The following is a 23,908-nucleotide window of genomic DNA, read 5'->3' on the forward strand; positions in this document are numbered from 1 at the left end:
GACACCTCATTAACCTTCTTCTATTGGTACATAGACCGTTCGTTTTTCTATCCCCATAACCATGCTGGTTTCAACACGGCTGATTATTGTATTCTGCATCAAGGAATCAATGATAAAATCCCTGTAACTGTCCATATCTTTGGCTACGATTTTGAGCAAATAATCGTGACTGCCGGTAAGTGAATAACATTCCTGAACTTGCGGGAACCTTTTCACTTCTTCTAAAAAAGAATGAATTGTTTTTCTGTTAAGAGGTGAAAGGTTAACAAGAGCAAAGGCCAGGACTTCCATTCCTAATTTCTTCTCATCAACAATAGTGGCGAATTTTTTGATAATACCCGTTTCTACCAAGTTCTTTGTTCTTGCAAGGCAAGCTGAAGGTGAAAGCCCAATTTTCTTTGATAAGCTGAGGTTCGATATTGAAGCATCTTCCTGCAATTCTCTTAAGATTGCTTTGTCAATATCATCAAGTATAACTGCCATATTACGTTCTCCTTTTCTGAAGAAATTATATTCTGTGCTATATCTATAGTATCATTCAAAATTTCCTAAGTAAATGGTTTTATAGAATAATATTCTTAATAACAAGCAAAGCGCAGAACGTTAGGCAAATTAACTGATTTTTGGTTACTCAGCAGCACATCGATTTATAATATGAACATAAAAATTAATACCATCCTAACTCATATAAACTTTTAGCTTTAAGAAGAGCTTTAACCAATTCTGCGCGTGCAAAGTGAACTCGTTCAGCTAAAGCTGAACATCGAGGCTTCGGTGGGGGACAACTGAGTATAGGAGGGTTTCAATGTCTGACGAAACAATTGGTCTGCTGTTGGCAATCAACTCAGGTATACTGTCCGTAGTTGGTCTTATTACCATCTTTATATCTATGAACAGCCAGCACAGCGTACAGTATAGTCGTGAAATTCTCTGGGGCATTTTTACCTTGCCCTATAAAAAGAACCTGTTTCTTGATAAACAGGCTATCGGCCAGGAAGTCTTTCGGAAATTCATTTTGTATGAACAAATTATCAAGGACAAAAACGCCTTCTTAATAAAGATTATTACCTTTTCCCAAATGGTCTTAACCTTTTCAATAATAATCTGGACGACAATAGTGCTAAATCTTTTAATTAGAAATCCTTCTCTGGCGGACAAAATCATTCTACTCCTCGGTCTAAGTCTGGCCCTTTGTTTTATCTTTTATTTCATCCTTAAAATCTTGGGAGATTTAAAAAGTGTCAGTAAGGTCGGGCAGCTGCCGACAGTTGAAGAATTACTGAACGCTGACTTTCTTGCGAATAACTTGAATGTTATTACCCTCGCGGCTGTTTCAGCGCGCTTGAAAATCCTTGATTCTAACATTTACCTTGGTTTTCCAATTCCCTTTAAGAATCTGAGAGTTAAAATAGCACTCCAACAACCCCAAGAAAATGAAAACCATGATCCAGCAAATTCAAATTTAAATCGGAGCAGCCAAACACTGACAGCTCAATTAAATAGCTTCAGAAAACTTGACCTTAACGACTTTAAATTGCTGGATGATGATTATTGCTATTATTTAATGTCCGATCTCCATTCATTGGGAGTAAGCGGAACTAGTTTTTTGGTGACGGTTGATTTACTAAGCAGGCAAGGTCTAGTCGCTGCTGAGTTTTATTGTGAAAGCCTCACTAATAACCATCATAAATTAATCTTCCCCTATTCGTTTGTCGAACGATTCATTAATCGCCAAAGTGATTTAGATCCCTTCAGCCGATATCAAAAGAACCTCGAAAAGGCTGGCCCAGATCGCCCAGCAGAAAAAACAAATCTGGGACGGAGCCTCATAGAATTAATGGACGCTGACCAATATTAAATAGTTTGCTGAACGAGTTTACATGAATTTAATTATTCTTTAAGGTGAAATTAAGTTTCGGTATATATAATACTGTTTGTGCCTAATTGATATTGGGGAATTTTCCCTAACTAATTGCAATAATTTCAGACCATGGTAATATGAAATAAATAAACATTACCGGGAACGCAAATACTATTAAAAATACTTTAGAATGTAGGATAAAATCAACATGAACGACAAGAAACTATATGATTGCCTTGTGATCGGTTGTGGCATGGCAGGATCAGTTATTGCGCGGGAATTGGCTGAACGAGCAGGTAAAAAAGTATTGATTCTGGAAATGCGCGGTCATATCGGCGGCAATACTTATGATTTTAAGGATAAAAACGGAATTCTTATCCATGGATATGGTCCTCACATCTTTCATACAAACAGTAAACGAGTCTTTGATTATCTCTCACGTTTCACAACTTGGCGAAATTACTCCCACGAGGTAGTCGGCGATATCCACGGACAACTGCTGCCTATTCCTTTTAATCTCAATTCTCTCCATTTAGCCTATGAGCCAAGCAAAGCAGGGAGAATTGAGCAAAAGCTGATCGACACCTTTGGGTTCGGCAGTAAGGTACCTATCTTGGATTTGCGGCAGCAACATGATCCTGAGCTTGTCGAAATCGCAGATTTCATCTACAAGAACGTCTTTTTGTATTACACCCAAAAGCAATGGGGGCTCGCTCCAGAGCAAATCGATTCCTTAGTTACAGCACGCGTGCCTGTGTTTATTTCTCATGACAACCGCTACTTTCAAGATACTTATCAGGGTATCCCTGCTCAAAGCTATACCTCACTCTTTGCAGGCATGCTCGATCATCCTAATATTGAGCTTAGTCTTAATTCTGAAGCTCGCAAGCGGCTCCGTCTCGAATCCGGGAACGTATTCTTTGACGATAATCCTTTTAACGGGACAATCATCTACTCCGGACCGATCGACGAATTGTTTGACTGCCGCTACGGACGCCTGCCCTACCGAACGTTAGATTTTGTTTTCGAGACGCATGAAATGACCTGGTACCAACCCAAAGGAACTGTAAATTATCCAGTTAATCAAGACTATACTCGTATTACGGAATTCAAGCACCTTACGGGGCAGGTTCTGAACGAGCGAACAACGATAGTCAAAGAATATCCCCGGGCATATACGGGAGCTGACAGCGAAACCCCCTATTACCCAATCCAAAATCCTGAAAATTTAACCCTCTATGAACGCTATCGAACGCTAATTGCTGAATTTCCGAATTTTCATGTCTTAGGCAGACTTGCAGAGTACAAATACTATAACATGGACGCCATAGCTGCTAAAGCTTTGGAACTTGCAGATACCCTAATAGGTTGAGGTATTGTATGGAACTACTCCCATTTGTAGAAATGGGAGTCTTACGATTGGATTAACGCAAAACACTGCAGAACGGAGTATTTAGTTTGAGAACAATTTCATTTGCCATCCCCTGTTACAATTCAGCCGCCTATATGGAACGCTGTATCGATCCACTTCTTCCCTTCGGAAATGACGTGGAGATTATTATTGTCGACGACGGCTCTACCGATGACACCGGAAAAATTGCCGATCATTATGCCGAACAATACCCTGATTTTGTACGGGCAATTCATCAAGAAAACGGTGGGCATGGTGAAGCAGTTAATACGGGTATAAAAAACGCTTCCGGTCTTTATTTTAAAGTTGTAGACTCTGATGACTGGATCGACGAACAAGGCTTGACTAAGGTTCTGCAAACCCTCAAAACCTTAGTTGCCGACAACTCTGCTCCAGACATGATGGTCTGTAACTATATCTATGAAAAATTGGCTGAAGGGACCAGGCACGTCATTAACTACAGCAATGTCTTCCCACGTCAGCAGATATTCGCTTGGGATGATATGAAGAGATTTCCCCCCTGGAAGTACCTTTTGATGCATTCGTTAATTTACAAAACACAGCTCTTGCGTGATTGTGGCCTTAAACTGCCCAAACATACATTTTATGTGGACAATATCTTTGCATATCAACCGCTGCCTTTTGTCAAAACTATATATTATCTCGATGTAGATCTTTATCATTACTTTATTGGCCGCCAAGATCAATCGGTCAACGAAAGTGTAATGCTCAAGAGAATTGACCAGCAGCTTCTGGTAACCCGCATCATGATAGGCTGTCACCGCTTGCCTGGAAGTGTTGCCAGCAAAAAGCTTTCCAGTTATATGCTGGGCTATTTGGCGATTATGATGACCATTTGCACTGTGTTTCTGAGAATTTCCGGCACTCAGGAAGACGTCAAGAAGGAAAAAGAACTTTGGTCTTTCCTGATCAGCTGCGACAACGGCCTATACCGGCACACCCTCATAAGATTTTTAAGAATGATCACAACTTTGCCCGGAAATTCCGGCAACAAAATCACCGTCGGCTTATACAACATCGCCCGTAAAGTCTATAAATTTAACTGACCATTGAACGTATCCACCGGACACTTTCGTCACCGAAGCCCCGACGTTCAGCTTTAGCTGAACGAGTTCACTAGAATCTAAGTCAAGGGAGCAAATGAATGCCCAATGCTACAAAACTAAAGCTCATTTCAGGTATGCTGATCACTGTTGTTGTTATATACTACTCTATCGGAGCGATCAAAGATCTGCATGTCGAACAAGTATTCAGTTCAAATATCAGCTGGAGCCTTACATTTCTTTCGATCGCAGTTTATATCTATGCCAACTATATTCGCGGACTTGCCTATACAAGAGGCATAGACCGGGATATGGACAGAATGACCGCTTTACAAATTGTGGGTTTAGGTCACGCCGCTAACATGGTTTTACCTTTCCATGTCGGCGAAGGACTTCGGGCGGCCTTTTTCCCGCCAAGCTACAGTGCCCTGCGGCGGACAAAGCTATTAATCATACCGGCTTTCGCAGATTTCGCCGCAATCATGTTGGTTTCAATTCCTGCAGTTCCCTTTGCAGGATTTAAGGATCAAAACTTGCTCAAAGCCCTCTGGATTCTGACCTTTCTCTGCATTGCCGTCTTTATTGTCTTTGGTATCCTGATCGTTCTTCTGCCGCGGCTGCGCAGTTATTTCGACGAATATTTGAATTTCGATAGCGTCAAAATGATGGCTTGGGTTATTCTTTCCTGGGTTCTGCTGCTGGTATCGACATGGATCGGACTTGTGGCCTTCGGCTTTTCCTGGGGAGCATCAATTCGCATGTCCTTGGCTGTCTTTGCTGCAACCAATATTATTAATTTCATACCGGCTACTCCGGGAGCAATCGGCCTGTTTGAATATGGAACGATTTTAGGCCTCGGGGGCTTAGGAATCGACCAGACGACAGCACTCTCTGCAAGCCTGTTATTGCATCTGATCCAGTACGCCGCACTCCTGCCCTTAGGCATCTTCCTTTACATTGTTGCTCTGCGCGGACAATATGGAGCAGCGCTCAATAGACGCGCAAGTCTCCAAAAAAATCCGAAATAAGCGCGTAATCAAGCACATATAATAAATAAAATGATAATAAGTGGAGATGAACAAAATTAAACGTTTATCAATTGTAGTACCGTCCTATAATTCACAGGATTATCTTCATCTTTGTCTGGACACTGTTGTCCAAGGCGGACCAGAGGTAGAAGTTATCGTAGTTGACGATGGTTCCACAGACAACACGGCGGCCATTGCCCGCGAATACTGTGATCGCTATCCTGATATTGTCCGCCTGGAACAGAAGGAAAACGGAGGACACGGTTCAGCAGTCAACCGCGGCTTAGAGGTTGCCACAGGTGCATATTTCAAAGTTGTTGACAGTGACGACTGGTTAGATCCTGCGGACTACCAGTCGGTGCTTTCCATGCTGCGCAGCAATCCCCACGTGGACCTGCTTATTACCAACTATGTTTACGAATATTCCTATAATGGCAAACATAAAGTCATGCGCTACAATAATGTTTTTCCCGAGGGTAAGGTTATTTCCTGGGATGATATGCGTTCTTTTCGCTTCGACCAATTGATGCTCATGCATTCCATGTTTTACCGCACGGACCTATTACGACAATGCGGCTTAAAACTGCCGGAACACACATTTTACGTGGACAACCTTGTCGCCTATTTACCGCTTCCTTATGTTCAGAGCTTAATATATCTGGATTGTTCTCCCTATCATTATTTAATTGGTCGAGAAGGACAATCCGTTAACACTCAAGTTATGATCAAACGAATCGACCAACAGATCAAAGTAACACGCATGATGATTGAAGCCTACGATGTCTTTAAGGACATCAAATGCAAAAGCCTTAGGCAATACATGCTTTTCTACCTTTCGATGATGGTAGCCACCACCGTGACTCATCTCTACATAGCGGAGGATAAAACACTCAGCAGTAAGGCAGACGAGCTTTGGGACTATATTAAACAAAGTGATAAAAAACTTTATACCGAACTGCGGGGCAGCTTTATCAATCTATGTATAGACCTCGCACAGAAAATCAACCCACGCATTCTAGCGCATAGTCTGAATCTTATTAAGCGTATTTACAAGTTCAGTTAAACTCACAATAGCTCAATAGCTAAAAAAACTCAGCCCCGGCACAATGATTTGCAGTTCAACACGTGCCGTGGGCTGAGTTTTTTTATTCACGGAAAAGTTACGGCAAAGTTACGGTAGAGTTTAATTTTCCTACAGTGCTATTTGCCAGGATATAATCCACTTCCAAGGTAAACGTGTCATCCTTGGCGAAGGTTAGAGTATCCCTATTATTTTCACCGTTTAACTCCGAGATATATAAATCCAAATCAACGGCACCCTTTACAGGAGTTGCTATGTACCCTATATCTCCTTGGGGTAATATCTGACTTCCCTTAGAATCAAAAACTGCCATAGCATAACCATCACTGGGCAGTGAAAGATTTTTATTATAGATCCAACCCCATTTAAACCATTTGCCGAATTTATTGTAACGTATCCAGATCGATTTAAGGCTTATTTGCTGGTTGACAGGAATCGTTATGTGAAAATGTCCATCCTTTTTCCCATCGGGCTTCAAAGCTGATGGACTTAATTTATCCGCGTCTAACCCTTTATAGGAGAAAGCCACAGACGACTGGGTTAAAACATTAACAGCGGGAACTTGTGCTTGGACAGTCTGCCCGGCCGAAAGGCCTTGTGAAGCCTGTGCAGAGGGCACTTGGGATGTCTTAGATTGTGAATTAGATGCCGGTTGCTTATTAAAAGTATTACATCCTGAAAGAGATATCAGCAAGAATAAAAGCAGCGGTAACTTCATTAACTTCATTAACTTCACCTCAATTATTATCTTCTATTATCTTCGCTTATCTGCCTAAAACAATCCTTTTATTATCATATCGTCATAAGGACGAGAATAATCCAGCACATCGTTTTTTGAGCCCAACTACCTTTACAAATGACATTGTCCGATTCACATAGAGCGAATCGGACAATGTCATTTGTATGAAACCATTTCGTGCTCTCAATACTGAAAATACAGCACAAACCTTTAATTATCCTTAAGAAATTGAATACCAGAACATTTTCATTCTCCTTTCAATATATCCACAACACAAGTTTATACTTAGAGTCGTTATGGACGGCACCAGTGTAAAATAGTAAATATAATGCTTGTTACAATTCGTAATTCACTGATTTTAAATTTTCATTATTCATTCTCAGGAAATTCTCAGCTTTGCCTGATAAGCTAACGATGCAATTTAAGTTCCAACTTCTTTCAACTCAAACCCTAAAAGTAAACGCTAATGTAATCAACAGAACTGGGAGGGATAGCCTATAGAATTATTAATTTTACCAGCCATCTTACTTATAGTCTAAATTGAGGAGGAAAATAATGAAGAAGAACATAAAATTAGCCACAGTCATCACCACATGTGCCCTGCTTCTCTTTTCATTTGTCGGAAGCGTCCAAGCTGCTCCAAAATACAATCGTTTTTCCGGGCAAGACCGCTTCCAAACATCCATAGCCATTGCTCGTAAAGAATTTCAGGGACAGCACGTGCAAAATGTTATTCTTGCTTCTGCTTATAGTTTTCCGGATGCTTTGGCTGCCAGTACGCTGGCGGCAAAGCAGCAAGCCCCCATTATCCTGGTAGGCACGACTATGCACGACTCACTAGCCAGTTTGAACTTTATTAAAAGTCATATGACATCCGGAGGGACCGTCACCATTGTTGGCGGCGCCGCAGTTGTTCCGCGTAAAATCGAAAACTGGTTGTTAAATGCCGGATATACTGTGACACGATTGGGCGGCAACGATCGTTTTGCGACAGATGCCCTTATTGTCAAGAGTCTCAATGTTACAACAGGATCTCCGATCGTCATTGCCAGCGGCTATGATTTCCCTGATGCTTTAGGTGTCGCTTCAGTTGCTGCCAGCAAGGGATGGCCAATCCTCTTAAGCGGACCAAACCATCTGTCTCAGAGTGTGAAAGATTTCGTCACCTCAGATCAACCATCCAACATCTATATCGTCGGCGGGACATTTGTCTTACACAATTCCATTCAAACAGAACTTCAAAGCACCGCCCCTAACGCCCAAATTCAAAGATTTGGCGGACAGGATCGCTTTGAAACGTTATCGCAAATCCTGTATAAGTTTTACCCAAATCCAACGCAAATCTATCTAGCTAACGGTTTCGATTTTGCCGATGCCCTTTCCGGCAGTACCTTAGCTGCTCAAAATAATGCGCCGATCCTATTAGTTGATCCTAAAGCGGGTCATCTCCCTGCGTCAATACGGGATTATCTCATAACCCTGCATAATACCGGAGCCGCTCCGCAAGTCAATGTTCTGGGAGGAACTGTCGGTCTGCCGGATTGGGTCGTCGATAGAGTCAATTTACGTTTGGGTACTGGAGATACGAATACGACTCCTCCCACATCAACAACCAGCAGTGCTATACAGCTCCCAATCAGCAACTAACCCACCGTAATCGTTTTTATAAACAAAACCCTGCATATAAGTGGATGATTTAAACCACTATTTATGCAGGGTTTTGTTATTTATAAAGGGACGCTTAATGCATTGTGCGCAGGACAGCCCTTTTGCTCGTCTTCAGTTTAGTCCACAGTATATTTTTACTCTCATTGGAGAAAACGCTTAGCAAAGTCTAAGAAACCGGCTGTTGTAAATACAGTTAAGGGCACGAGCTTTCCGGCCGCTGTGTTATAGCTCTCTTCGCTGCAGCCATTCTCTTGTGAAACAAGATGATAAAAATGTGAAGCTATTTCAACGTTATGTTTAATCCATTGCGTTGGGTGAGTAAATGGTTTATAAATTCCATTTTCCTTGAAAGTAAAGCACTCCAGATTATTTCTTGTCCATCGTTCGAACTCTTGATGCCCGTCAAAGATCACGCCCAGCGCATGATGAGGTACGCACATATCTTGGACGATGTGTAAAGCGGCACCTAAATAGAACATACCTTTCGATATGTTGCGTTGAAACGCAGCAGCAGCTTTGTTGAAATAATATTGACATTCAGCATCAGCTCCCGGCCAGTGCACTTTCCCTTGTTTTTCATGATCATAATAATAATGGCAAATATTTTTCCAGCCCCGATCTGCCCAGGAAAGTCCTTCCTGAAGGTCATCATCATAGGGATGAAAGTAAGCAGCCACCTCTTCTTTACCATCTTGTCTAAGGACATCATAAGCTTGCTGCAAACAGTAACCATGAGTCGGACTCGGCGTATCTAAAAAAATTTGCAATGGACTAACTGGAGCCAGCAAAACTTTTGTTACTCTGTTGAATGTTTGTTCCGACAGTATAGGCAACTATAGCACTCCTATCTCTGTTTAATCTCTATGTTATAATGATAAAATTTTATCCACTAGTTTTTGAATTAGCCATAGTCTTAAGACTATGTTCAACCTTTATCTTCATATTGAAGGATACTATATAAACCTTTAATTAACCTTAAATTTATCTTTAAACTTTGTAAAACAGAAAAAACTTTTGTAAGGATCAAGCTTATCAAAAGGCCAAAAGAAAAATGAACTCTGAAAGTTCTTTCTCCTTTTGGCCTTTTGATATAGTTCACTCTTTAACGATCAGAAGCAACTGCAAGATTTGTAGTTTAACCCTCGGAAAATTGGGAATTCTAATAATGAGTATAATTTTATCTTGGAGGTATTATGGTTTTATGTGTGGTATATGTGGGCTGTTTGGCCCAGCCAAATATATTGACGTTCCCCGGCTCAAGCAGATGACGCGAATTATGAAGCATCGCGGCCCTGATGAAGAAGCCTTTTATGTTTCGCCGACTCTTGCCTTCGGGTTTCGCCGGTTAGCTATTGTGGATATAAAGGGAGGGCACCAACCCCTTACGAACGAGGACAAGCGGATCCGTGTTATTTTTAACGGTGAAATCTATAATTACAAAGAATTGCGGGACGATCTGGTCAGCCGCGGACATTTCCTGCAGCAAGCTGGAGATGGAGAGGTCCTGGCACACCTTTATGAGGAATATGGTTTGGATTTTCCCGCAAAATTAAGGGGGACTTTCGCCATTGCCCTTTGGGATGAACGGCTCCGCCGCTTATTGCTCGTTCGCGATCGTTTAGGTGTGAAGCCATTGTATGTCCGCTATAATTCTGAGAGTTTGGCATTTGCTTCAGAACTCGGGGCCTTGCTTATAGGAACGGAGAAACCGGTTATTAATGTTCAAGCTGTGGATCAATATTTAAGTTATCGGTATGTTCCGGCACCTAACACAATTTTTAAAGGTATCTACAAAGTTCCGCCGGGAACAGCTTTATTGGTAACTTATAAAAAAGGCGAACTGCAAGTTCGAACGAAAACCTTTTGGCTGTTACCAAACGTAAAAAAAGAAATTTCCTTAAAAGAGGCAAGTGAGCTCGTACACACTACCTTAAAAGAAGCCCTGCAAATCCGCTGGCCGGATGAAGTCCAAGCAGCATTTTATTTCAGCGGCGGCTTAGATTCAAGCGGCTTAATAGCTATGCACCAGCTCCTCTGTAATGAACAGGCGCGTACTTACGCCATTGGCTTTGAACGTCCTCATCACACGCGGGATTTTCGTTATTATTCAGAATTAGATCAAGCTCGTAATGCAGCCAAAGCTTTACAGACCCAACATTACGAAAGAGTTGTCCCATTCGCTGAGGTTCAGCAGCGCCTTGGGCAAATTTTAACCGCCATGGATGAGCCAATTGCCGATCCGACGGCAATTCCGCTCTATTTCCTTAGCGAATATGCCTCTTCGCGTGGAGAAAAGGTTGTCTTCTCAGGAGAAGGTGCGGATGAGTTATTTGGCGGGTACAGCACCTATCTTGAGCCGTCAAACTTCCGCCGCTATCATCAGCTTCCGAATTGGACCCGAAACGTCCTGGAACATGTTTTCCCTCAAAAGACAGAACGTTTCTCCCTCTCACTGAGCGAACGTTACTTTGGAGTTGGAGGACTTCTGCGTTTCTCGCAAAAACAATCCCTTTATACGACAAAGATGCTCTCCGCACTGGCAGAAGAAAAATCCTATTTCCTCAATCAACACCTTCTGGAAGATGATCTACTGCCTGAGGAAGAACGAATGCTGCAATTTGACATGTGCTCATGGCTGCCGGAAAATACCCTGATGAAATCGGATAAAATGACCATGCAGCACGGTTTGGAAATACGGCTGCCCTATTTGGATCATGAACTTGTTGAATTGGGCATGAGTTTTCCCCTTCCCTACAAAGTCACTCCCAAAGAAAGCAAGGTTGTCTTACGCAGGGCCTTGGCAGGCTCCTTACCTAAAGAGATGGTAACCCTGCCGAAAAACGGATTTCCGGTACCCCTCACGGCCTGGTTAATGGACGAACTGAAACCGGATGTAAAGAACGTGTTATTAGACCCTGGGGCCCGCCTGCGGGAATTTTTCCAGCCGCAAAAAATCGAAAAAATGCTTCAAGCCGACTCTTCCCATTCATCCCGCCTCATCTGGGCCCTCTACGTGTTGGAAGTGTACTTAACGTTCTGGCAGCAAACACAAAATAACATCTGTTTGAAACCGAGTGCAGAAAAAAATAGAATCCCCAAAATGGGCGGAGGGGCAATTTAGAGTTCCCTTACTCAAGTTAGCACTTCAAAAACCTGTACTTTATTATTATAAAGCGGCAGTTAAGCTGCAGAAAGCATTCATCGAACTCATACTTTCTGACAGCATAACGAAACCTACAGCTAAGATTTATTCACTAATCTTTGACTGTAGGTTTCGTTTTTTTAAACGCGCCGACTGGGGTTCGCACTCTATAAATCAGTTAGAGACCACGCATCTCCTCAATTGCCGGCCGGTGAAATAGACGGTTTGTACCGAAAATTGCGGCTGCCGTGGAAGAAATTGCTGCTGCCGCCAATAATACCAGATAACCCCAAGGTATAGAGAGAACCTCAGGCGGAGGGTCGAAAACTCCCGTCAGCACCTTGACCAACATTTCGGCCACCCCAAGGCCCAATATGACACCCAAAAGGCTGCCCCCCGTTAAGATAACAAGGCCTTCACTCCAAACAAATGCTCCGAGCTGTCTCTTCTTAGCTCCTAAAGCGGCGAGTACAGCCAAGGTCCGCCGCCGTTCAGCCAGACCGAGAGCTAGGATCAGACCCGTTGAGGCTGCGGCCAACAAAACGGCAAATCCCAATTCCAACCGCGTAAGTCCATGCAGATCCACAGCCGTCAAACCGGAACTGATCGTACGTTGAGTGGAATTAATATCAGTCACCTTGGCACCGGCCAATGAACTTACCACAGTTTTTGCCCGGGAAGCAAGGGCCTCAGGATTCCCCTTTGCCCGCATCAAAACAATTTCTGAGGCATCTGATCCGGTTTCCTGCCCAATATAACTCCTATTGGCCACCAAAAATGAGTCTTTCGGTGCCGTGGGAAATTCCCGGACAATCCCGATAAAATGAAACGGTACTACATGATACTGATGATCTTTAATATTCTGGAGACGAAGATTAATCTTATCACCGAGTTTAAGTTGGTAATCTTTTACCGTTTCTTCCGAGACCAAAACTCCGTCCGGTTGTTTGGATAACTTCGCCAAAGTTCCCTGGGCGTTTCCTCCCACAAAATAAGCATTGGCAATATTCGTTGCTTGACCGATAGTTTGCGGATCAATGCCGTACATATCCTGTAAATCGTTGCCTACATAGACCAAACGATGCTGCATCGGCTGGATAGCAGCAACCCCGGGCAACGCTTGTAATTCTCCGAATCGCGTACTGGGGGCGGACATTATTGAACCGGTAACGGTTACATCAGCACCATTCGTCAATTCAGCATCAACATGAGACTGGGCATTGTATGTGGTATTGAAAACCGCCGTCGATACGGCAAAGGATACCGCTAACGCTACTAAGATAATCCCGCGGACAATAAGTAATCTTTGCCGGGATAATGATGATGACACCACTCCGGAAAGCTCACGGGCAACAGGATTAAGCATCCGTGCCAGTATCTTGCGCCCTCCGGACATCCATCCTTCCAGAAAGCGAGTCGAAAATAAAACTGCGCCAAGCCAAAAACACAAGGGAGCCACAAAGGCTTCATAATTCACCGACGTTGTCGTGATCCCTTCCGGAGCCAGAACGACCTGATAACCTGTACTAGCCGTTCGCCAAAACTCAACCCCGGAGATAACCAACAGGAGAATATCCAAATAAACTTTCTGCCATAGAGCTTTGCGCCCTCGGCCTACTGTCGCTTGCGCCGACACTACGGTGGAGTGGTGTATCTCTTTCCAAGCAGGATAGAGAATGGCAGCGATGGCTAAGGCGAAACCCATAAGGGATGCACTTACGGTCCAGAACAAAGCACTTTTGCCTATCAGTTCATTTCCCGGCAGAAACATCCTATGAATCGCAAGGGTCAGAACATTACCGAGTACCACACCTCCAAGCGCCACAATCAGAGCTTCAATAGCCTCCAGCCCTATAATGGTCTGCACAGAGGCTCCTCTTATCCTCAGCAGAGCTTGTTCCTTACGCCGTCGATTCGCTCCTGATGACGCAATAGCCATGGTTAGCAGAACAGCCAGAATAGCCCCCGGCAAACCCAAAAACAAAAAGAGTACGTTGCCATAAGCCGCATCCGCTTGAACACTCCCGAGGCGGGTCGCCAAAATATTCCCTACGATGCCCCGGCCGACGATTCTGGCTTCCAGACTGTGCGCCAATTGCTGCACAAATTGATTGGCGGCAGCGGGATCAGCCGGTAAAACATGGCCAATTCGGACATGAAATTGGGTATGTACAGAATCAGGCCGCACCGCAGCCTGCGGTCCAAAAATTCTTTGCCACTGAGCATCGGGAAGCAGAAGTACATTATCTGGGGGAGCTTGTGGTGCTGCTCCCGCCGGCAAGCCGATGGCTTGAAAGAGGGAATCTGCGTTAGGGAGATCCACAACGCCATCCACAATTACCTCACTGGGAGGCAGCCCGACTCTTTCAATGCTCACCCGATCACCCGGCTTGACATGTAAGTTTGCTGCTGTTTGCTGGGCAACAAGCACGCCCTGATTCGCCCCCACAAGCTGCCGAAATTCCAGGGGAAAGTTGGCGCGGTAGGCTGCACTGATTCCCAGCACTTTGCCTGGCCCCGTTGTTTGCACAGTCCCGCCGGCAGTGGCGATTAATCCTTTGACATCAGCATATCCTACTTGTTCTAAAGCCGTATAGGGCGTTGCCTTACCGACAGCCGCTTTAACGGCCTTGGCATCCGAAGGATGGGAAAGTTGAATTTGCCAGTCTGCAGGAACCTCTTGGACAGCTCGCTGGGTCATCGAAGCACCGGCAGAAGCAATAAAAGCTCCCAAAGAAGCCAGCAAGGCGACGGTAAGCGCAACGCCGCTGATAGAACCCAGCAAACGTCCTGGACGATACGTTAAAATCCCCTTAAACCATGTTCTCAACATGTCACTACCTCCATCACACCGTGCTGCATCTGCCAGATTGTATTCATCCGCTCGGCAATGGCCTGATCATGAGTTGCTACCACCAGGGCCGTTTCAGATCCTTCCAGTGAGTCAAGCAGTACGTCAAACAAATGTTGAGCTGTGGGATGATCCAGCTGACCCGTTGGTTCATCAGCCAAAATAAGCTGCGGCCGGGAGGCCAAGGCTCGAGCTACCGCCACGCGCTGGGCCTGACCACCGGAAAGTTCCTCGGGAAGCTTATCGGCAATGGTATTCAGCCTCATCCTATTCAGAGTTTCTAAGGCAGCTTTGCGGGCTTTGGTTGCTTCAATTTGTCCCAGAAGCAGCGGCAGTTCAACATTTTCCACCACGGTCAGCGGCGGCAGTAAACTCTGCATCTGAAAAATATAACTAACTTTTTGCGGACGAAGATTCTCGCATGTTCCTAATCCTGGCCAGGAGATACTCCCTGTGCTTGGTTGATCCAACCCTCCCATCAGATGCAGCAAGGTGGACTTGCCGCTGCCGGAAGGACCTACCAGAGCAATTCGATCCCCTGGTTTTACAGAACAAGTTGCCGATACTAAGGCAGTCTCCTCTGCATCTCCGCGCCAATAAATCTTACCAATGTTTTGCAGTTCAACGAGGGACTCAATCATACTTAACAATCCTCCCGTCAAATACCCTGAGAATGCGATTAGCGTGAGCTGCCAAGGCTTCACTATGAGTTGCTATGATTGCAGCACCACCGTTCTGGCGGTAATTTTCGAAGAGATCCAAAATCTTTTTCTCCGTCTCTGCATCGACTTCACCTGTCGGCTCATCAGCCATGAGTACCTTCGGGCTGTTGGCGAGAGCTACGGCCAGAGCAGCTCTGGCAAGTTCCCCGCCGGAAATCCGAGAAGGGCGGGACTCCCGCCGTTTATCTAAGCCAACCTGATTCAAAAGCAAGGTCAGACGTTCTTCATCGACTTTGTGTCCCAATTGCATTTGCAAACGAATATTCTCTTCCACAGACAGATGATTGAATAGATTTCCTGACTGAAGTACGATTCCTATCTCTTGAGCACGAATAGCAGCTCGTTCCGCTTCCGGTCTTCTGGTAATACGTTTGCCTAGTAATTCCACATATCCGCCGTCCGGTTCATCCAAGCCGGCCAGACAAGCCATCAAGGTCGATTTCCCGCTCCCGGAAGGTCCCATCACAGCCACAATTTCGCCGGAATCCACATGGATATTTGCTCCGCGTAAGGCCAGGGTTTCTTCCTCTCCGGTATGATAAAAGCGATAGAGATCAAACGCGTCAATGATTCTCATATTACCTCCACGTAAAGCTTGCAGACATCCGGTTCCACTGGTCCACATTATCAGCGCCCTGCGGTGCCCAAAGGGTTAAAGCTGCCAGCTTGCCATTCTTATAAAAGAGATAGCGATTGTTCTCCAATCTTACCTGCTTACCGGTTACCGGATCAGGGTCGGAATTCGAGTCATACGTCATTAAAATTGCCGTACCGCCGGATAAATGCACTTGTTTCACGCTTTTGATGGTGACGGCCCTTCCTGTTTTCTGCAGTTCCGCCGCCTGATTTCTATTCACGCTCGCTACAGTAGGCTGGGATGATTCTTGGCTAACAACAACCTGCACACCATTCAATTTATCCTGGAATAAAACATCACTGCCCTTAATCGTGCGTCCCCATCCTTCCGGCACGACAAGATCATACCCGCCCGAAGAGGAAGTATACTTTACAAAAGCTTGCGTATCCGGAATATCACCTGTCGGATTTTTTTCCGGTGCCACAGGTTTTTCCGAGCTTGATCCTGTCACGGCAGCACTTTGCGACGGCTGAGTTGTACCGGTGTTATTTACAGACGCCGTAACTTTGGGGGCCATGTGGGGAGCCGGAGAACTATTCGTTCCGCAGCCGCCGAGTAACGCAGTCATCGAAATCGCAGCAACAGCAATGACCAATCCTATTGATTTAGACATAAGTACCTCCTTGCTTCTCGATAGTTTTCCATTGTTTGCATCGTCTCCTTTCGGATTTAATTTATCATTGACAGATTAAAGAACGATGAACGAAGGATTTAAAATGGATAAAGAAAAAACTGGACTCCCGTTGGAATCCAGTTAAATAATATGATGAGTGAACGTGAGCCCCTCCCACTTATGGAAGTGGGAGTCGATCAATAACGCCGAAGACTTCAAGACCATGTCCGGCATCAATTACAATTGTTTTTTCTTTCGGCCATCTCCCAAAACGGCAATAAATTTAACCGAGCTCGAAAGTAATAAAATTATTGTAAACAAACAGAGAAATACCGATAAAAGTGGCGTATTAGCACAATAACAGGGCGACTTCGCACCCTTCCCACCACCTTCTAAATACAGACTTAACGAACAATTAGAAGTAGTCCCGGATAAATAATCACTAAATAAACAATTGTCGTTGAAATAAAAGCGGCCATAGCCAAATTAACATTGAGTTTATGTAGTTTGGCTGTCACAACCGCATTTATTGCCGTCGGAGAACATGAGAGAATTAACATAATCTTCAGGAATTCGGGATCTGAGATTAATCTTCTAGCAATAAGATAAACGACAATGGGCGTTACTAAAAATTTAATAGTTATCAATTTCCAGATATTATGCCAATATTCCCTCATTTGACTATAATTTAATGAATACCCTATGGGAAGCAAATACAACCAAGATCGAATATGAATTATGTAATTAAAGATATTTCCAAATATCATAAGCCGAGGATACTTAAATACATTAAGCAAAAACCCTAATAGGATCCCTAAAACCGGAACTTGTTTCGGAGTAAAGATAACATCTTTAAGAGCTAGTCGTGAGACTTTGTTTTTGCTTGCCTGGTAATAATATTGAGCCATCGGAAAACAAAACATATAAAGGATAATATGTGAAGGGAGCATTACCAATTGTGCGAGCGCATACCCCTTTTCTCGGAATAAAATATAAACAGAGATAGCACCAATCACTCCAATATTTGATAACAAGGTTGACAATTATAACTTCCTTGTTCTAATGGATTTCTATAAGTAAATTTAGCTGTTAGATAGGCAAATACACCAGGGATAAAGTGAATAAGAAGCCCTAAAATTGGAATCCATATCAATTCCGGATTCAATTGGATTTTCCAAAAACTTAATACGTTTAGAAATGTAGACACTACAAATAGGTTTAGGAATATCATTTGATCAAATAATTCTGGCAAAACATTCTTCCATTTCTGAAGTTTATGCCCAATAAGTATGGGCAATATAATATCAGTCACAAAAGAGAACATTTTTTGAATAATATCCATAATCTTACTCCAAATTTCTCTATCAACAACCCATACTTTTACTTTCCTCAATCCTTGATACTTTGGCCGTATGTTTAGAACTATGCTGCATATTAAGTATTAAGTATTAAAGTTTTATAGTTATTGCCATAACTGCAAACTTTTAAATTTAATCGAACACCTAACTCCGATCAGTAGAATATAACTGGACAATAAAAACCCTCCGTAAAGGAGGGCTATCTTGTTATATTGATTGTATTTTATCTAAGATCTATAGTATGTGATTCAATAGAACTAATCCTCCAACTGTTGGACATCCTTGAGTGTCACCGATAAATAAACGACGAATATGACTATGAGTATCGTTAACACCGCCACGACAATCCCATCACCATATTATTGCCTTTCTTTAACCAAATGCTCAGAGGTTATCTGTTTGCTCTGTTTCATTTAATTCGGAACTTGTTACATTACCGATATTCTCACCAACAGCAATAAGGTTCTGATCTCTCTTTGTTATAGTTAGGAAAATTACAATGCTCAATATTGCGATGAGAAATATTGAACTGGTATCAATTGTTCCTAAAGAAAGCCCGCCAGCAGTTCGGGATTGTGAAAGAAAATCACCTAAGGATGCCCCAAGAGGACGGGTTAATATATAAGCAATCCAGAATGCAAGAACTGAATTAATCTTCAAGCGATAGAAAGCAAATGTTACTACCCCTATTAAACCAACAAACATAAGGGCTGATCTCCAATAACCTAGATTAAGCTGCTCTGCTATAAGATCGCCAGCCGCAGTCCCCAGGGCAAAAGTAAAGAGAATTGCTGACCAATAAAAGGCCTCTCTTTTAGTTGTGTAGATGGAATGAATTGATAATGTCTTTTCATTGGCATACCAAGCAACAAAAGTTGCGATGAGAGCCACAGAAAACACGGTAGTCGTTATTTCTAAAGGTACTCCAAAATGGTCCACAAGGTTATCGGTTATTAGTGTGCCGACAACACTAATTAGAACAACTGAAAGCCAGTATACACTTGGCACGTATTTTCTTAATTTAAACTGAAAGAATAAAGTAATCATCAAAAGACCGCTCATTATAAATGTTGTCATAGTTAACCCTAAATTTAGGTTTGAGTTCAAAAAATCAGCGGCTGTTTCACCGACTGTTGTTGCCAAAACCTTGATCACCCAAAAGAAAATGGTAATTTCAGGAACTTTATTCAGCATCTTTCTTATGGGATGAGAGGGTTTTACTTCATTGAGATTTGTTTTATCGTTGATAAATCCATTAGTCTTCATAGACAAAGCCCCTTTGTATGTATTTTTTTCTATTCTACCCAAATAATTAAGGAGATAATCCAATGGATTATCTCCTTAATTATTTGGGGTGCCTTTTACATATTTAACTAAGTAATTCATCTCATTTTACAACCTAATCTTGGCAACGAGGTTAAAAATTATAGTTATAGTTACCTAGAAGGTCTTCTCCCATTTTGAAGGTCCTCAGTAGTCAATCCAAAGGTGTATTGATAATGCGGACGTCTAAGTTATGGGCTCTTGTTAAATTCAGGAATTCACTAGCGAGAGAAGCGACGTAAGGATCAAGCTAGCCCATGTGGCAGGACCATTTCTTTTATCTTTAACGAGGCTAAAGCATTTATTGCTTAAGCCTCGTTTATTAATCCATTATTAATTACAATTTAATCCTCTCTTAATGTTTAAACTCTAGACTGATTTAAAAGAATTCGTCCACGAATCAGATCCAACAAAAATTCCGGGAGGAAACTATAGTTGTAATGAATTTTCTAAGATTATTGCGTCCGCATCAATGGATTAAGAATAGTTTTGTTTTGCTGGGTATAATGTTTTCTAAACAATGGGACCAGGCAACTTTATTTCTTGCCTGTGTTACTTTTGGAGCATTTTGTTCTATTGCGAGCAGCATCTACGTTTTTAATGATTTACTGGATATTGAGGCGGACCGCCAACATCCTACAAAAAAAGCGCGGCCACTCGCGAGCGGGCTGATTTCCCCTCGAAGCGGCTGGATGATTACGGGCGGACTGGTTTTAATAGCCTTGTCGCTTGCTGCAGTTTCGGGACAATGGGTCGTGTTGTTTATTGTTATTTATGCAGCATTAAATATCGCTTACACGCTTCGCTTAAAACAAGTTGCCGTTCTGGATGTGTTCATTATTTCCATGGGCTTCATGCTGCGTATTCTTGCCGGAACAATCGGCCTAGGCATAGCCCCCTCATCTTGGCTATTGATCTGCGGATTTATGCTCTCCCTCTTCCTGGGCTTTGCCAAGCGTCGGGCTGAATTTTTTACTCTTGAGAACAATGGGGTGTCCGAGACCAAAAATCAAACGCGACAGGTTCTAAGAGACTATAGCCCCATGATGATTGACCAGTTTATGGCGGTCAGTGCCGCCTGCACCATTCTATGCTATGGCCTTTATACCGTTAATTCAGAAACGGTCGCTCGATACGGCACTACAGCCTTAATCTATACTCTACCTTTCGTGGTTTATGGTGTTTTTCGTTATATCTTTCTATTACATCGACGCGGTAAGGGTAACGACACCGCACTTGATCTCTATTCAGACCCCCACTTATTAGTAACCGTTTTAATCTGGGGACTAGTAACTGTGGTGATCATAGCATGAGAATATCAGGGTTAAGCAAACGAAAATTAAGCAGCATTGTCCTCTTCTTCGTTTTAGCGCTGGCGGGTTGTCTGATCTTTGCCCAATGGAGTAATAGAGAAAAATATATCTCTGCCATTCAATCCATCGGTCCGACATGGCTTTGTTTGCTCCTAATGCTTTCACTTCTAAATTATGTTCTTCGGATTATTCGCTGGCAAAACTACCTTAGGTTCCTTGGGGCAAATCTGCCCGCCACTTTGAGTGCTTTGATTTATGTAGCAGGTTTTGCCCTTACGATGACACCTGGCAAAGCCGGGGAATTGTATCGCGGTGTTTTTCTTAAGACTTATGGCGTGACCTATTCCGACAGCATTGCAGTTTTTGTAAGCGAGCGCATTTCTGATTTGTCGGCAATTCTTCTGCTGATAATACTGGGTATATTCCGCCAACTCCACTGGTTCATGATAATTTCGCTGATAATCGTTGCTGTGATTATCAGCCGTGTTTTATTGCCACACACTCAGTTCCTTTTAAAATTCCTTGGCAATTTATCCAGACATATATACTGCCCATCCAAAGTAAAGCGGCGTTGGCTAACACTTCTCAAAGAAGCGCGGCGCTGTCATAGTCCGCGTATCCTACTCAGTGCAACGTTTTTATCACTTCTAGCCTGGTCCTCTGAAGCATTTGCTTTTTATCTTCTTCTTTACAAATTAGGGTTCAGTGCGGGCCTGCTTTTTGCCCTTTATGTATATGCGCTGGCAACATTAGCAGGGGCAATAAGTTTCCTGCCGGGAGGGCTTGGCGGTACAGAGGCAGTTATGACTGGTTTACTTCTTATAAATGGAATGCCTGCAACACAGGCCATAGCGGCGACTGTTATAATTCGCTTGACCACTTTATGGTTTGCCGTATTTTTAGGTGTGATAGCTTTAGTTCTTGGCAAGCGAGCGCTAGTTACCGGCACTGAACAGCCAGGCAACTAATTCAATAAATTACTGTAAAGGATGGTATACAACAAATGGATCTTTCCTGGAATCGATTCCCTCGTTTAAAGCATCGTGGAGTCTTTAACTTATCTGAAGGTTTTGTCAGCTTACCACGCACTGAGTCATTCTGTCTCCCCTACGGAAACGGCCGTAGTTATGGTGATGTCTGTCTGAATGAAGATGGAGTGCTGTTGAATACACGACAATTAAATCATTTTATTCACTTTGACCAAACAACGGGCCGCCTTCGATGTGAAGCCGGGGTTTTGCTAAAGGAAATTCTCGAATTGGTTGTACCGCAAAATTGGTTTTTACCCGTAACGCCTGGGACCCAGTTTATTACAATTGGCGGGGCTATCGCCAACGATGTACATGGCAAAAATCATCACTGTGCCGGCTCCTTCGGCAACCACGTGATCCGTCTGGAATTACTGCGTTCTGATGGACAGCGAATTGTCTGCAGCATGGAGAAGGCCAAAGATTGGTTCACGGCAACCATTGGCGGCTTAGGGCTGACAGGCCTGATTACCTGGGCGGAGATACAGCTGATCCCTGTGAACAACCCCTGGATATTAACCCAGTCCCGGCGTTTTTCCAGCCTGGATGAATTTTGGGAGATTAATAGCGAGGCCGAGCATCGCTGGCCTTATACTGTTGCCTGGTATGACTGCCTCTCGGCAGGACGCGGCCAAGGCCGGGGTGTGTATATATCCGGGCAGCACGCGGCTGAGACAGATAAGTTCCCCCCACGCCACCCTAAGTCGCTGCGCTTCCCATTTGACCCGTCATTTTCGTTAATTAATCCTCTCAGTCTGAGACTGATTAATACTGTTTATTACCATAAGCCGATCAAGGATATGCCATCATTATCTCATTACGAGCCCTTTTTTTATCCCCTTGACGGAGTGCTTGATTGGAATCGTATCTATGGAAAAAAAGGATTTTTCCAATATCAATGCATTCTGCCGCCGGAGGACGCTCAGGACGGAATAAAAGCCATGTCGAAAAAGATTGCTGCCAGCGGACAAGGTTCGTTCCTTGCCGTTCTAAAAACTTTTGGAAATATACCTTCGAGAGGTTTAATGTCCTTTGCTCGCCCGGGCGTCACACTAGCCCTGGATTTCCCCAATCATGGTCAAACAACGCTGCGTCTATTCAGAGAATTAGACGCCATTGTGTCTGAAGCGCAAGGTGTTCTCAATCCATCAAAAGATGCGCGCATGTCAGCTCAAATGTTCCAAAATGGTTTTCCTCGGTGGGAACAGTTTGCCGACTTCATCGATCCGAAGTTTTCATCCAGCTTTTGGAGGAGAGTCACACAATGAGTGAACGGCAGAGAATTGTTATATTTGGCGCTACATCGGCAATAGCAGGCGCATGTGCCCGCCAATGGGCGAAGCAAGGCAACAGCATTTTTCTGATAGGGCGCAGTCAAGAAAAGCTGATGGCGCTTCTCAACGATCTTCGGCAAAACGTTTCTTTTGAACAAACGATTGAAGGGGTAATAGCCGATTTAAACGAATTCAGTCTCCACGAAACACTCCTTTCACAGGCGGAACAAACCCTCGGAGGAATAGATATAGTACTCATCGCTCATGGAACTCTACCGGACCAACAGGCCTGCGAACAGTCTGTGGATTTGACTATGCAAGAGATTCGCACCAATGCCCTGAGCGTCATCGCCTTACTCATTATCTTAGCTAATCGTTTGGAGACGCAAGGAAACGGCACTTTAGCCGTGATAACTTCGGTTGCCGGGGATCGCGGTCGAGGGAGCAATTATGTGTATGGTTCTGCCAAAGGCATGGTTACCCTCTTTTTGCAAGGTCTTCGCAACCGCCTTGTCCGGCGGGGAGTCAATGTTATCACTATTAAACCCGGCTTCGTGGACACACCGATGACCGCTCATTTTGCCAAGAAGGGTGTCTTATGGTCAAAGCCTGATCATATCGCTGTCGGTATTGTAACAGGCATTGCCAAAAAAAGGAATGTTGTCTATTTACCAAATCTCTGGCGCTGGATTATGCTCATTATCCAGCACATACCCGAAAGTATTTTTAAAAGACTAAATCTCTGAGGATAATGTCCGAAAACATCTTAAAATAGCTCCATCAAATATGAAGGTG

The 23,908-nt window shown here is 43.6% G+C and carries 21 protein-coding genes; 11 read left to right on the forward strand and 10 right to left on the reverse strand.

Going from position 1 to position 23,908, the window contains the following annotated elements; all coding sequences use genetic code 11:
• Positions 1 to 9: 9 nt before the first annotated feature.
• Positions 10 to 483 (reverse strand): Lrp/AsnC family transcriptional regulator, encoded by a 474-nt coding sequence (locus tag DEAC_RS10205; RefSeq protein ID WP_047809947.1) that lies wholly within the window; start codon positions 481 to 483, stop codon positions 10 to 12.
• A 322-nt stretch (positions 484 to 805) separates the two neighbouring features.
• Here DEAC_RS10205 and DEAC_RS10210 point away from each other — a divergent pair, with 322 nt between their 5' ends.
• The 5 genes from DEAC_RS10210 (at position 806) to DEAC_RS10230 (ending at position 6,427) form a co-directional block, all read left to right on the forward strand.
• On the forward strand, positions 806 to 1,858 hold the full coding sequence (locus DEAC_RS10210; protein ID WP_053006365.1) for a hypothetical protein: 1,053 nt from the start codon (positions 806 to 808) through the stop codon (positions 1,856 to 1,858).
• 211 nt (positions 1,859 to 2,069) lie between these two features.
• Positions 2,070 to 3,233, forward strand: a complete 1,164-nt coding sequence (gene glf, locus DEAC_RS10215) for a UDP-galactopyranose mutase (protein WP_047809948.1) — start codon at positions 2,070 to 2,072, stop codon at positions 3,231 to 3,233.
• Positions 3,234 to 3,319: 86 nt separating this feature from the next.
• Positions 3,320 to 4,339 (forward strand): glycosyltransferase family 2 protein, encoded by a 1,020-nt coding sequence (locus DEAC_RS10220; protein WP_047809949.1) that lies wholly within the window; start codon positions 3,320 to 3,322, stop codon positions 4,337 to 4,339.
• Positions 4,340 to 4,437: 98 nt separating this feature from the next.
• On the forward strand, positions 4,438 to 5,364 hold the full coding sequence (locus tag DEAC_RS10225; RefSeq protein ID WP_047809950.1) for a lysylphosphatidylglycerol synthase domain-containing protein: 927 nt from the start codon (positions 4,438 to 4,440) through the stop codon (positions 5,362 to 5,364).
• 46 nt (positions 5,365 to 5,410) lie between these two features.
• Complete coding sequence (locus tag DEAC_RS10230) at positions 5,411 to 6,427, forward strand: glycosyltransferase family 2 protein (protein WP_053006366.1); 1,017 nt, start codon at positions 5,411 to 5,413, stop codon at positions 6,425 to 6,427.
• A 97-nt stretch (positions 6,428 to 6,524) separates the two neighbouring features.
• Here DEAC_RS10230 and DEAC_RS10235 read toward each other — a convergent pair whose 3' ends face one another.
• Positions 6,525 to 7,172: a hypothetical protein gene (locus DEAC_RS10235; RefSeq protein WP_047809951.1), complete on the reverse strand. Its 648-nt coding sequence runs from the start codon at positions 7,170 to 7,172 to the stop codon at positions 6,525 to 6,527.
• Between the two features lie 567 nt (positions 7,173 to 7,739).
• On the opposite strand from DEAC_RS10235, the gene DEAC_RS10240 reads away from it, so the two are divergent.
• Positions 7,740 to 8,831 carry a cell wall-binding repeat-containing protein gene (locus tag DEAC_RS10240; RefSeq protein ID WP_053006367.1) on the forward strand — a complete coding sequence of 364 codons (1,092 nt, stop codon included), beginning with the start codon at positions 7,740 to 7,742 and terminating at the stop codon, positions 8,829 to 8,831.
• A 161-nt stretch (positions 8,832 to 8,992) separates the two neighbouring features.
• Here the strand turns inward: DEAC_RS10240 and DEAC_RS10245 are convergent, their stop codons facing one another.
• Positions 8,993 to 9,685, reverse strand: a complete 693-nt coding sequence (locus tag DEAC_RS10245) for a zinc dependent phospholipase C family protein (protein WP_083996055.1) — start codon at positions 9,683 to 9,685, stop codon at positions 8,993 to 8,995.
• Positions 9,686 to 10,053: 368 nt separating this feature from the next.
• Between DEAC_RS10245 and asnB the strand changes: the two genes are divergently transcribed.
• Complete coding sequence (gene asnB / locus DEAC_RS10250; RefSeq protein WP_047809952.1) at positions 10,054 to 11,973, forward strand: asparagine synthase (glutamine-hydrolyzing); 1,920 nt, start codon at positions 10,054 to 10,056, stop codon at positions 11,971 to 11,973.
• A 199-nt stretch (positions 11,974 to 12,172) separates the two neighbouring features.
• On the opposite strand, the gene DEAC_RS10255 is transcribed toward asnB, so the two are convergent.
• The 7 genes from DEAC_RS10255 to DEAC_RS10280 form a co-directional block, all read right to left on the reverse strand.
• Positions 12,173 to 14,827, reverse strand: coding sequence for an ABC transporter permease (locus tag DEAC_RS10255; RefSeq protein WP_047809953.1), 2,655 nt, complete (start codon positions 14,825 to 14,827; stop codon positions 12,173 to 12,175).
• The gene (locus DEAC_RS10260) at positions 14,821 to 15,486 is read right to left on the reverse strand and encodes an ABC transporter ATP-binding protein (RefSeq protein WP_047809954.1); all 666 of its coding nucleotides are present in this window, start codon (positions 15,484 to 15,486) and stop codon (positions 14,821 to 14,823) included. Before DEAC_RS10260 ends, DEAC_RS10255 begins: the two co-directional genes overlap by 7 nt.
• Entirely contained in the window at positions 15,479 to 16,144 is a 666-nt protein-coding gene (locus tag DEAC_RS10265) for an ABC transporter ATP-binding protein (RefSeq protein ID WP_047809955.1), read from the reverse strand. The genes DEAC_RS10260 and DEAC_RS10265 overlap by 8 nt, the downstream gene beginning before the upstream one ends.
• Before the next feature lies 1 nt (position 16,145).
• The gene (locus DEAC_RS10270) at positions 16,146 to 16,817 is read right to left on the reverse strand and encodes a PsbP-related protein (protein WP_047809956.1); all 672 of its coding nucleotides are present in this window, start codon (positions 16,815 to 16,817) and stop codon (positions 16,146 to 16,148) included.
• Between the two features lie 404 nt (positions 16,818 to 17,221).
• Entirely contained in the window at positions 17,222 to 17,860 is a 639-nt protein-coding gene (locus DEAC_RS24045; protein WP_053006368.1) for an AEC family transporter, read from the reverse strand.
• The gene (locus DEAC_RS22185) at positions 17,830 to 18,159 is read right to left on the reverse strand and encodes a hypothetical protein (protein ID WP_053006369.1); all 330 of its coding nucleotides are present in this window, start codon (positions 18,157 to 18,159) and stop codon (positions 17,830 to 17,832) included. Before DEAC_RS22185 ends, DEAC_RS24045 begins: the two co-directional genes overlap by 31 nt.
• 400 nt (positions 18,160 to 18,559) lie before the next feature.
• Positions 18,560 to 19,504: a COG4705 family protein gene (locus DEAC_RS10280; protein ID WP_053006370.1), complete on the reverse strand. Its 945-nt coding sequence runs from the start codon at positions 19,502 to 19,504 to the stop codon at positions 18,560 to 18,562.
• A gap of 434 nt (positions 19,505 to 19,938) precedes the next feature.
• On the opposite strand from DEAC_RS10280, the gene DEAC_RS10285 reads away from it, so the two are divergent.
• From DEAC_RS10285 to DEAC_RS10300, 4 genes are read left to right on the forward strand one after another with little or no spacing between them, the layout of a single operon-like run.
• Positions 19,939 to 20,811, forward strand: coding sequence for a decaprenyl-phosphate phosphoribosyltransferase (locus DEAC_RS10285; protein ID WP_047809957.1), 873 nt, complete (start codon positions 19,939 to 19,941; stop codon positions 20,809 to 20,811).
• Entirely contained in the window at positions 20,808 to 21,779 is a 972-nt protein-coding gene (locus tag DEAC_RS10290) for a lysylphosphatidylglycerol synthase transmembrane domain-containing protein (RefSeq protein ID WP_047809958.1), read from the forward strand. Before DEAC_RS10285 ends, DEAC_RS10290 begins: the two co-directional genes overlap by 4 nt.
• Positions 21,780 to 21,814: 35 nt before the next feature.
• Positions 21,815 to 23,107, forward strand: a complete 1,293-nt coding sequence (locus DEAC_RS10295; RefSeq protein ID WP_047809959.1) for an FAD-binding oxidoreductase — start codon at positions 21,815 to 21,817, stop codon at positions 23,105 to 23,107.
• Complete coding sequence (locus DEAC_RS10300) at positions 23,104 to 23,859, forward strand: SDR family oxidoreductase (RefSeq protein ID WP_047809960.1); 756 nt, start codon at positions 23,104 to 23,106, stop codon at positions 23,857 to 23,859. The genes DEAC_RS10295 and DEAC_RS10300 overlap by 4 nt, the downstream gene beginning before the upstream one ends.
• The last annotated feature ends 49 nt before the right edge of the window (positions 23,860 to 23,908 follow it).

Origin of the sequence: Desulfosporosinus acididurans (genome assembly GCF_001029285.1) — a bacterium.
Classification (GTDB): Bacteria; Bacillota; Desulfitobacteriia; order Desulfitobacteriales; family Desulfitobacteriaceae; genus Desulfosporosinus; species Desulfosporosinus acididurans.

Excerpts from the sequence above, each read along its gene's own strand:
- DEAC_RS10240 (WP_053006367.1), top strand. The coding sequence starts at position 7,740 with ATGAAGAAGAACATAAAATTAGCCACAGTCATCACCACATGTGCCCTG.
- DEAC_RS22185 (WP_053006369.1), bottom strand. The coding sequence starts at position 18,159 with ATGGATATTATTCAAAAAATGTTCTCTTTTGTGACTGATATTATATTG.
- DEAC_RS10290 (WP_047809958.1), top strand. The coding sequence starts at position 20,808 with ATGAGAATATCAGGGTTAAGCAAACGAAAATTAAGCAGCATTGTCCTC.
- DEAC_RS10295 (WP_047809959.1), top strand. The coding sequence starts at position 21,815 with ATGGATCTTTCCTGGAATCGATTCCCTCGTTTAAAGCATCGTGGAGTC.
- DEAC_RS10300 (WP_047809960.1), top strand. The coding sequence starts at position 23,104 with ATGAGTGAACGGCAGAGAATTGTTATATTTGGCGCTACATCGGCAATA.
- DEAC_RS10210 (WP_053006365.1), top strand. The coding sequence starts at position 806 with ATGTCTGACGAAACAATTGGTCTGCTGTTGGCAATCAACTCAGGTATA.
- DEAC_RS10255 (WP_047809953.1), bottom strand. The coding sequence starts at position 14,827 with ATGTTGAGAACATGGTTTAAGGGGATTTTAACGTATCGTCCAGGACGT.
- asnB (WP_047809952.1), top strand. The coding sequence starts at position 10,054 with ATGTGTGGTATATGTGGGCTGTTTGGCCCAGCCAAATATATTGACGTT.
- DEAC_RS10230 (WP_053006366.1), top strand. The coding sequence starts at position 5,411 with ATGAACAAAATTAAACGTTTATCAATTGTAGTACCGTCCTATAATTCA.
- glf (WP_047809948.1), top strand. The coding sequence starts at position 2,070 with ATGAACGACAAGAAACTATATGATTGCCTTGTGATCGGTTGTGGCATG.
- DEAC_RS10270 (WP_047809956.1), bottom strand. The coding sequence starts at position 16,817 with ATGTCTAAATCAATAGGATTGGTCATTGCTGTTGCTGCGATTTCGATG.
- DEAC_RS10235 (WP_047809951.1), bottom strand. The coding sequence starts at position 7,172 with ATGAAGTTAATGAAGTTACCGCTGCTTTTATTCTTGCTGATATCTCTT.
- DEAC_RS10225 (WP_047809950.1), top strand. The coding sequence starts at position 4,438 with ATGCCCAATGCTACAAAACTAAAGCTCATTTCAGGTATGCTGATCACT.
- DEAC_RS10285 (WP_047809957.1), top strand. The coding sequence starts at position 19,939 with ATGAATTTTCTAAGATTATTGCGTCCGCATCAATGGATTAAGAATAGT.
- DEAC_RS10265 (WP_047809955.1), bottom strand. The coding sequence starts at position 16,144 with ATGAGAATCATTGACGCGTTTGATCTCTATCGCTTTTATCATACCGGA.
- DEAC_RS10260 (WP_047809954.1), bottom strand. The coding sequence starts at position 15,486 with ATGATTGAGTCCCTCGTTGAACTGCAAAACATTGGTAAGATTTATTGG.
- DEAC_RS10205 (WP_047809947.1), bottom strand. The coding sequence starts at position 483 with ATGGCAGTTATACTTGATGATATTGACAAAGCAATCTTAAGAGAATTG.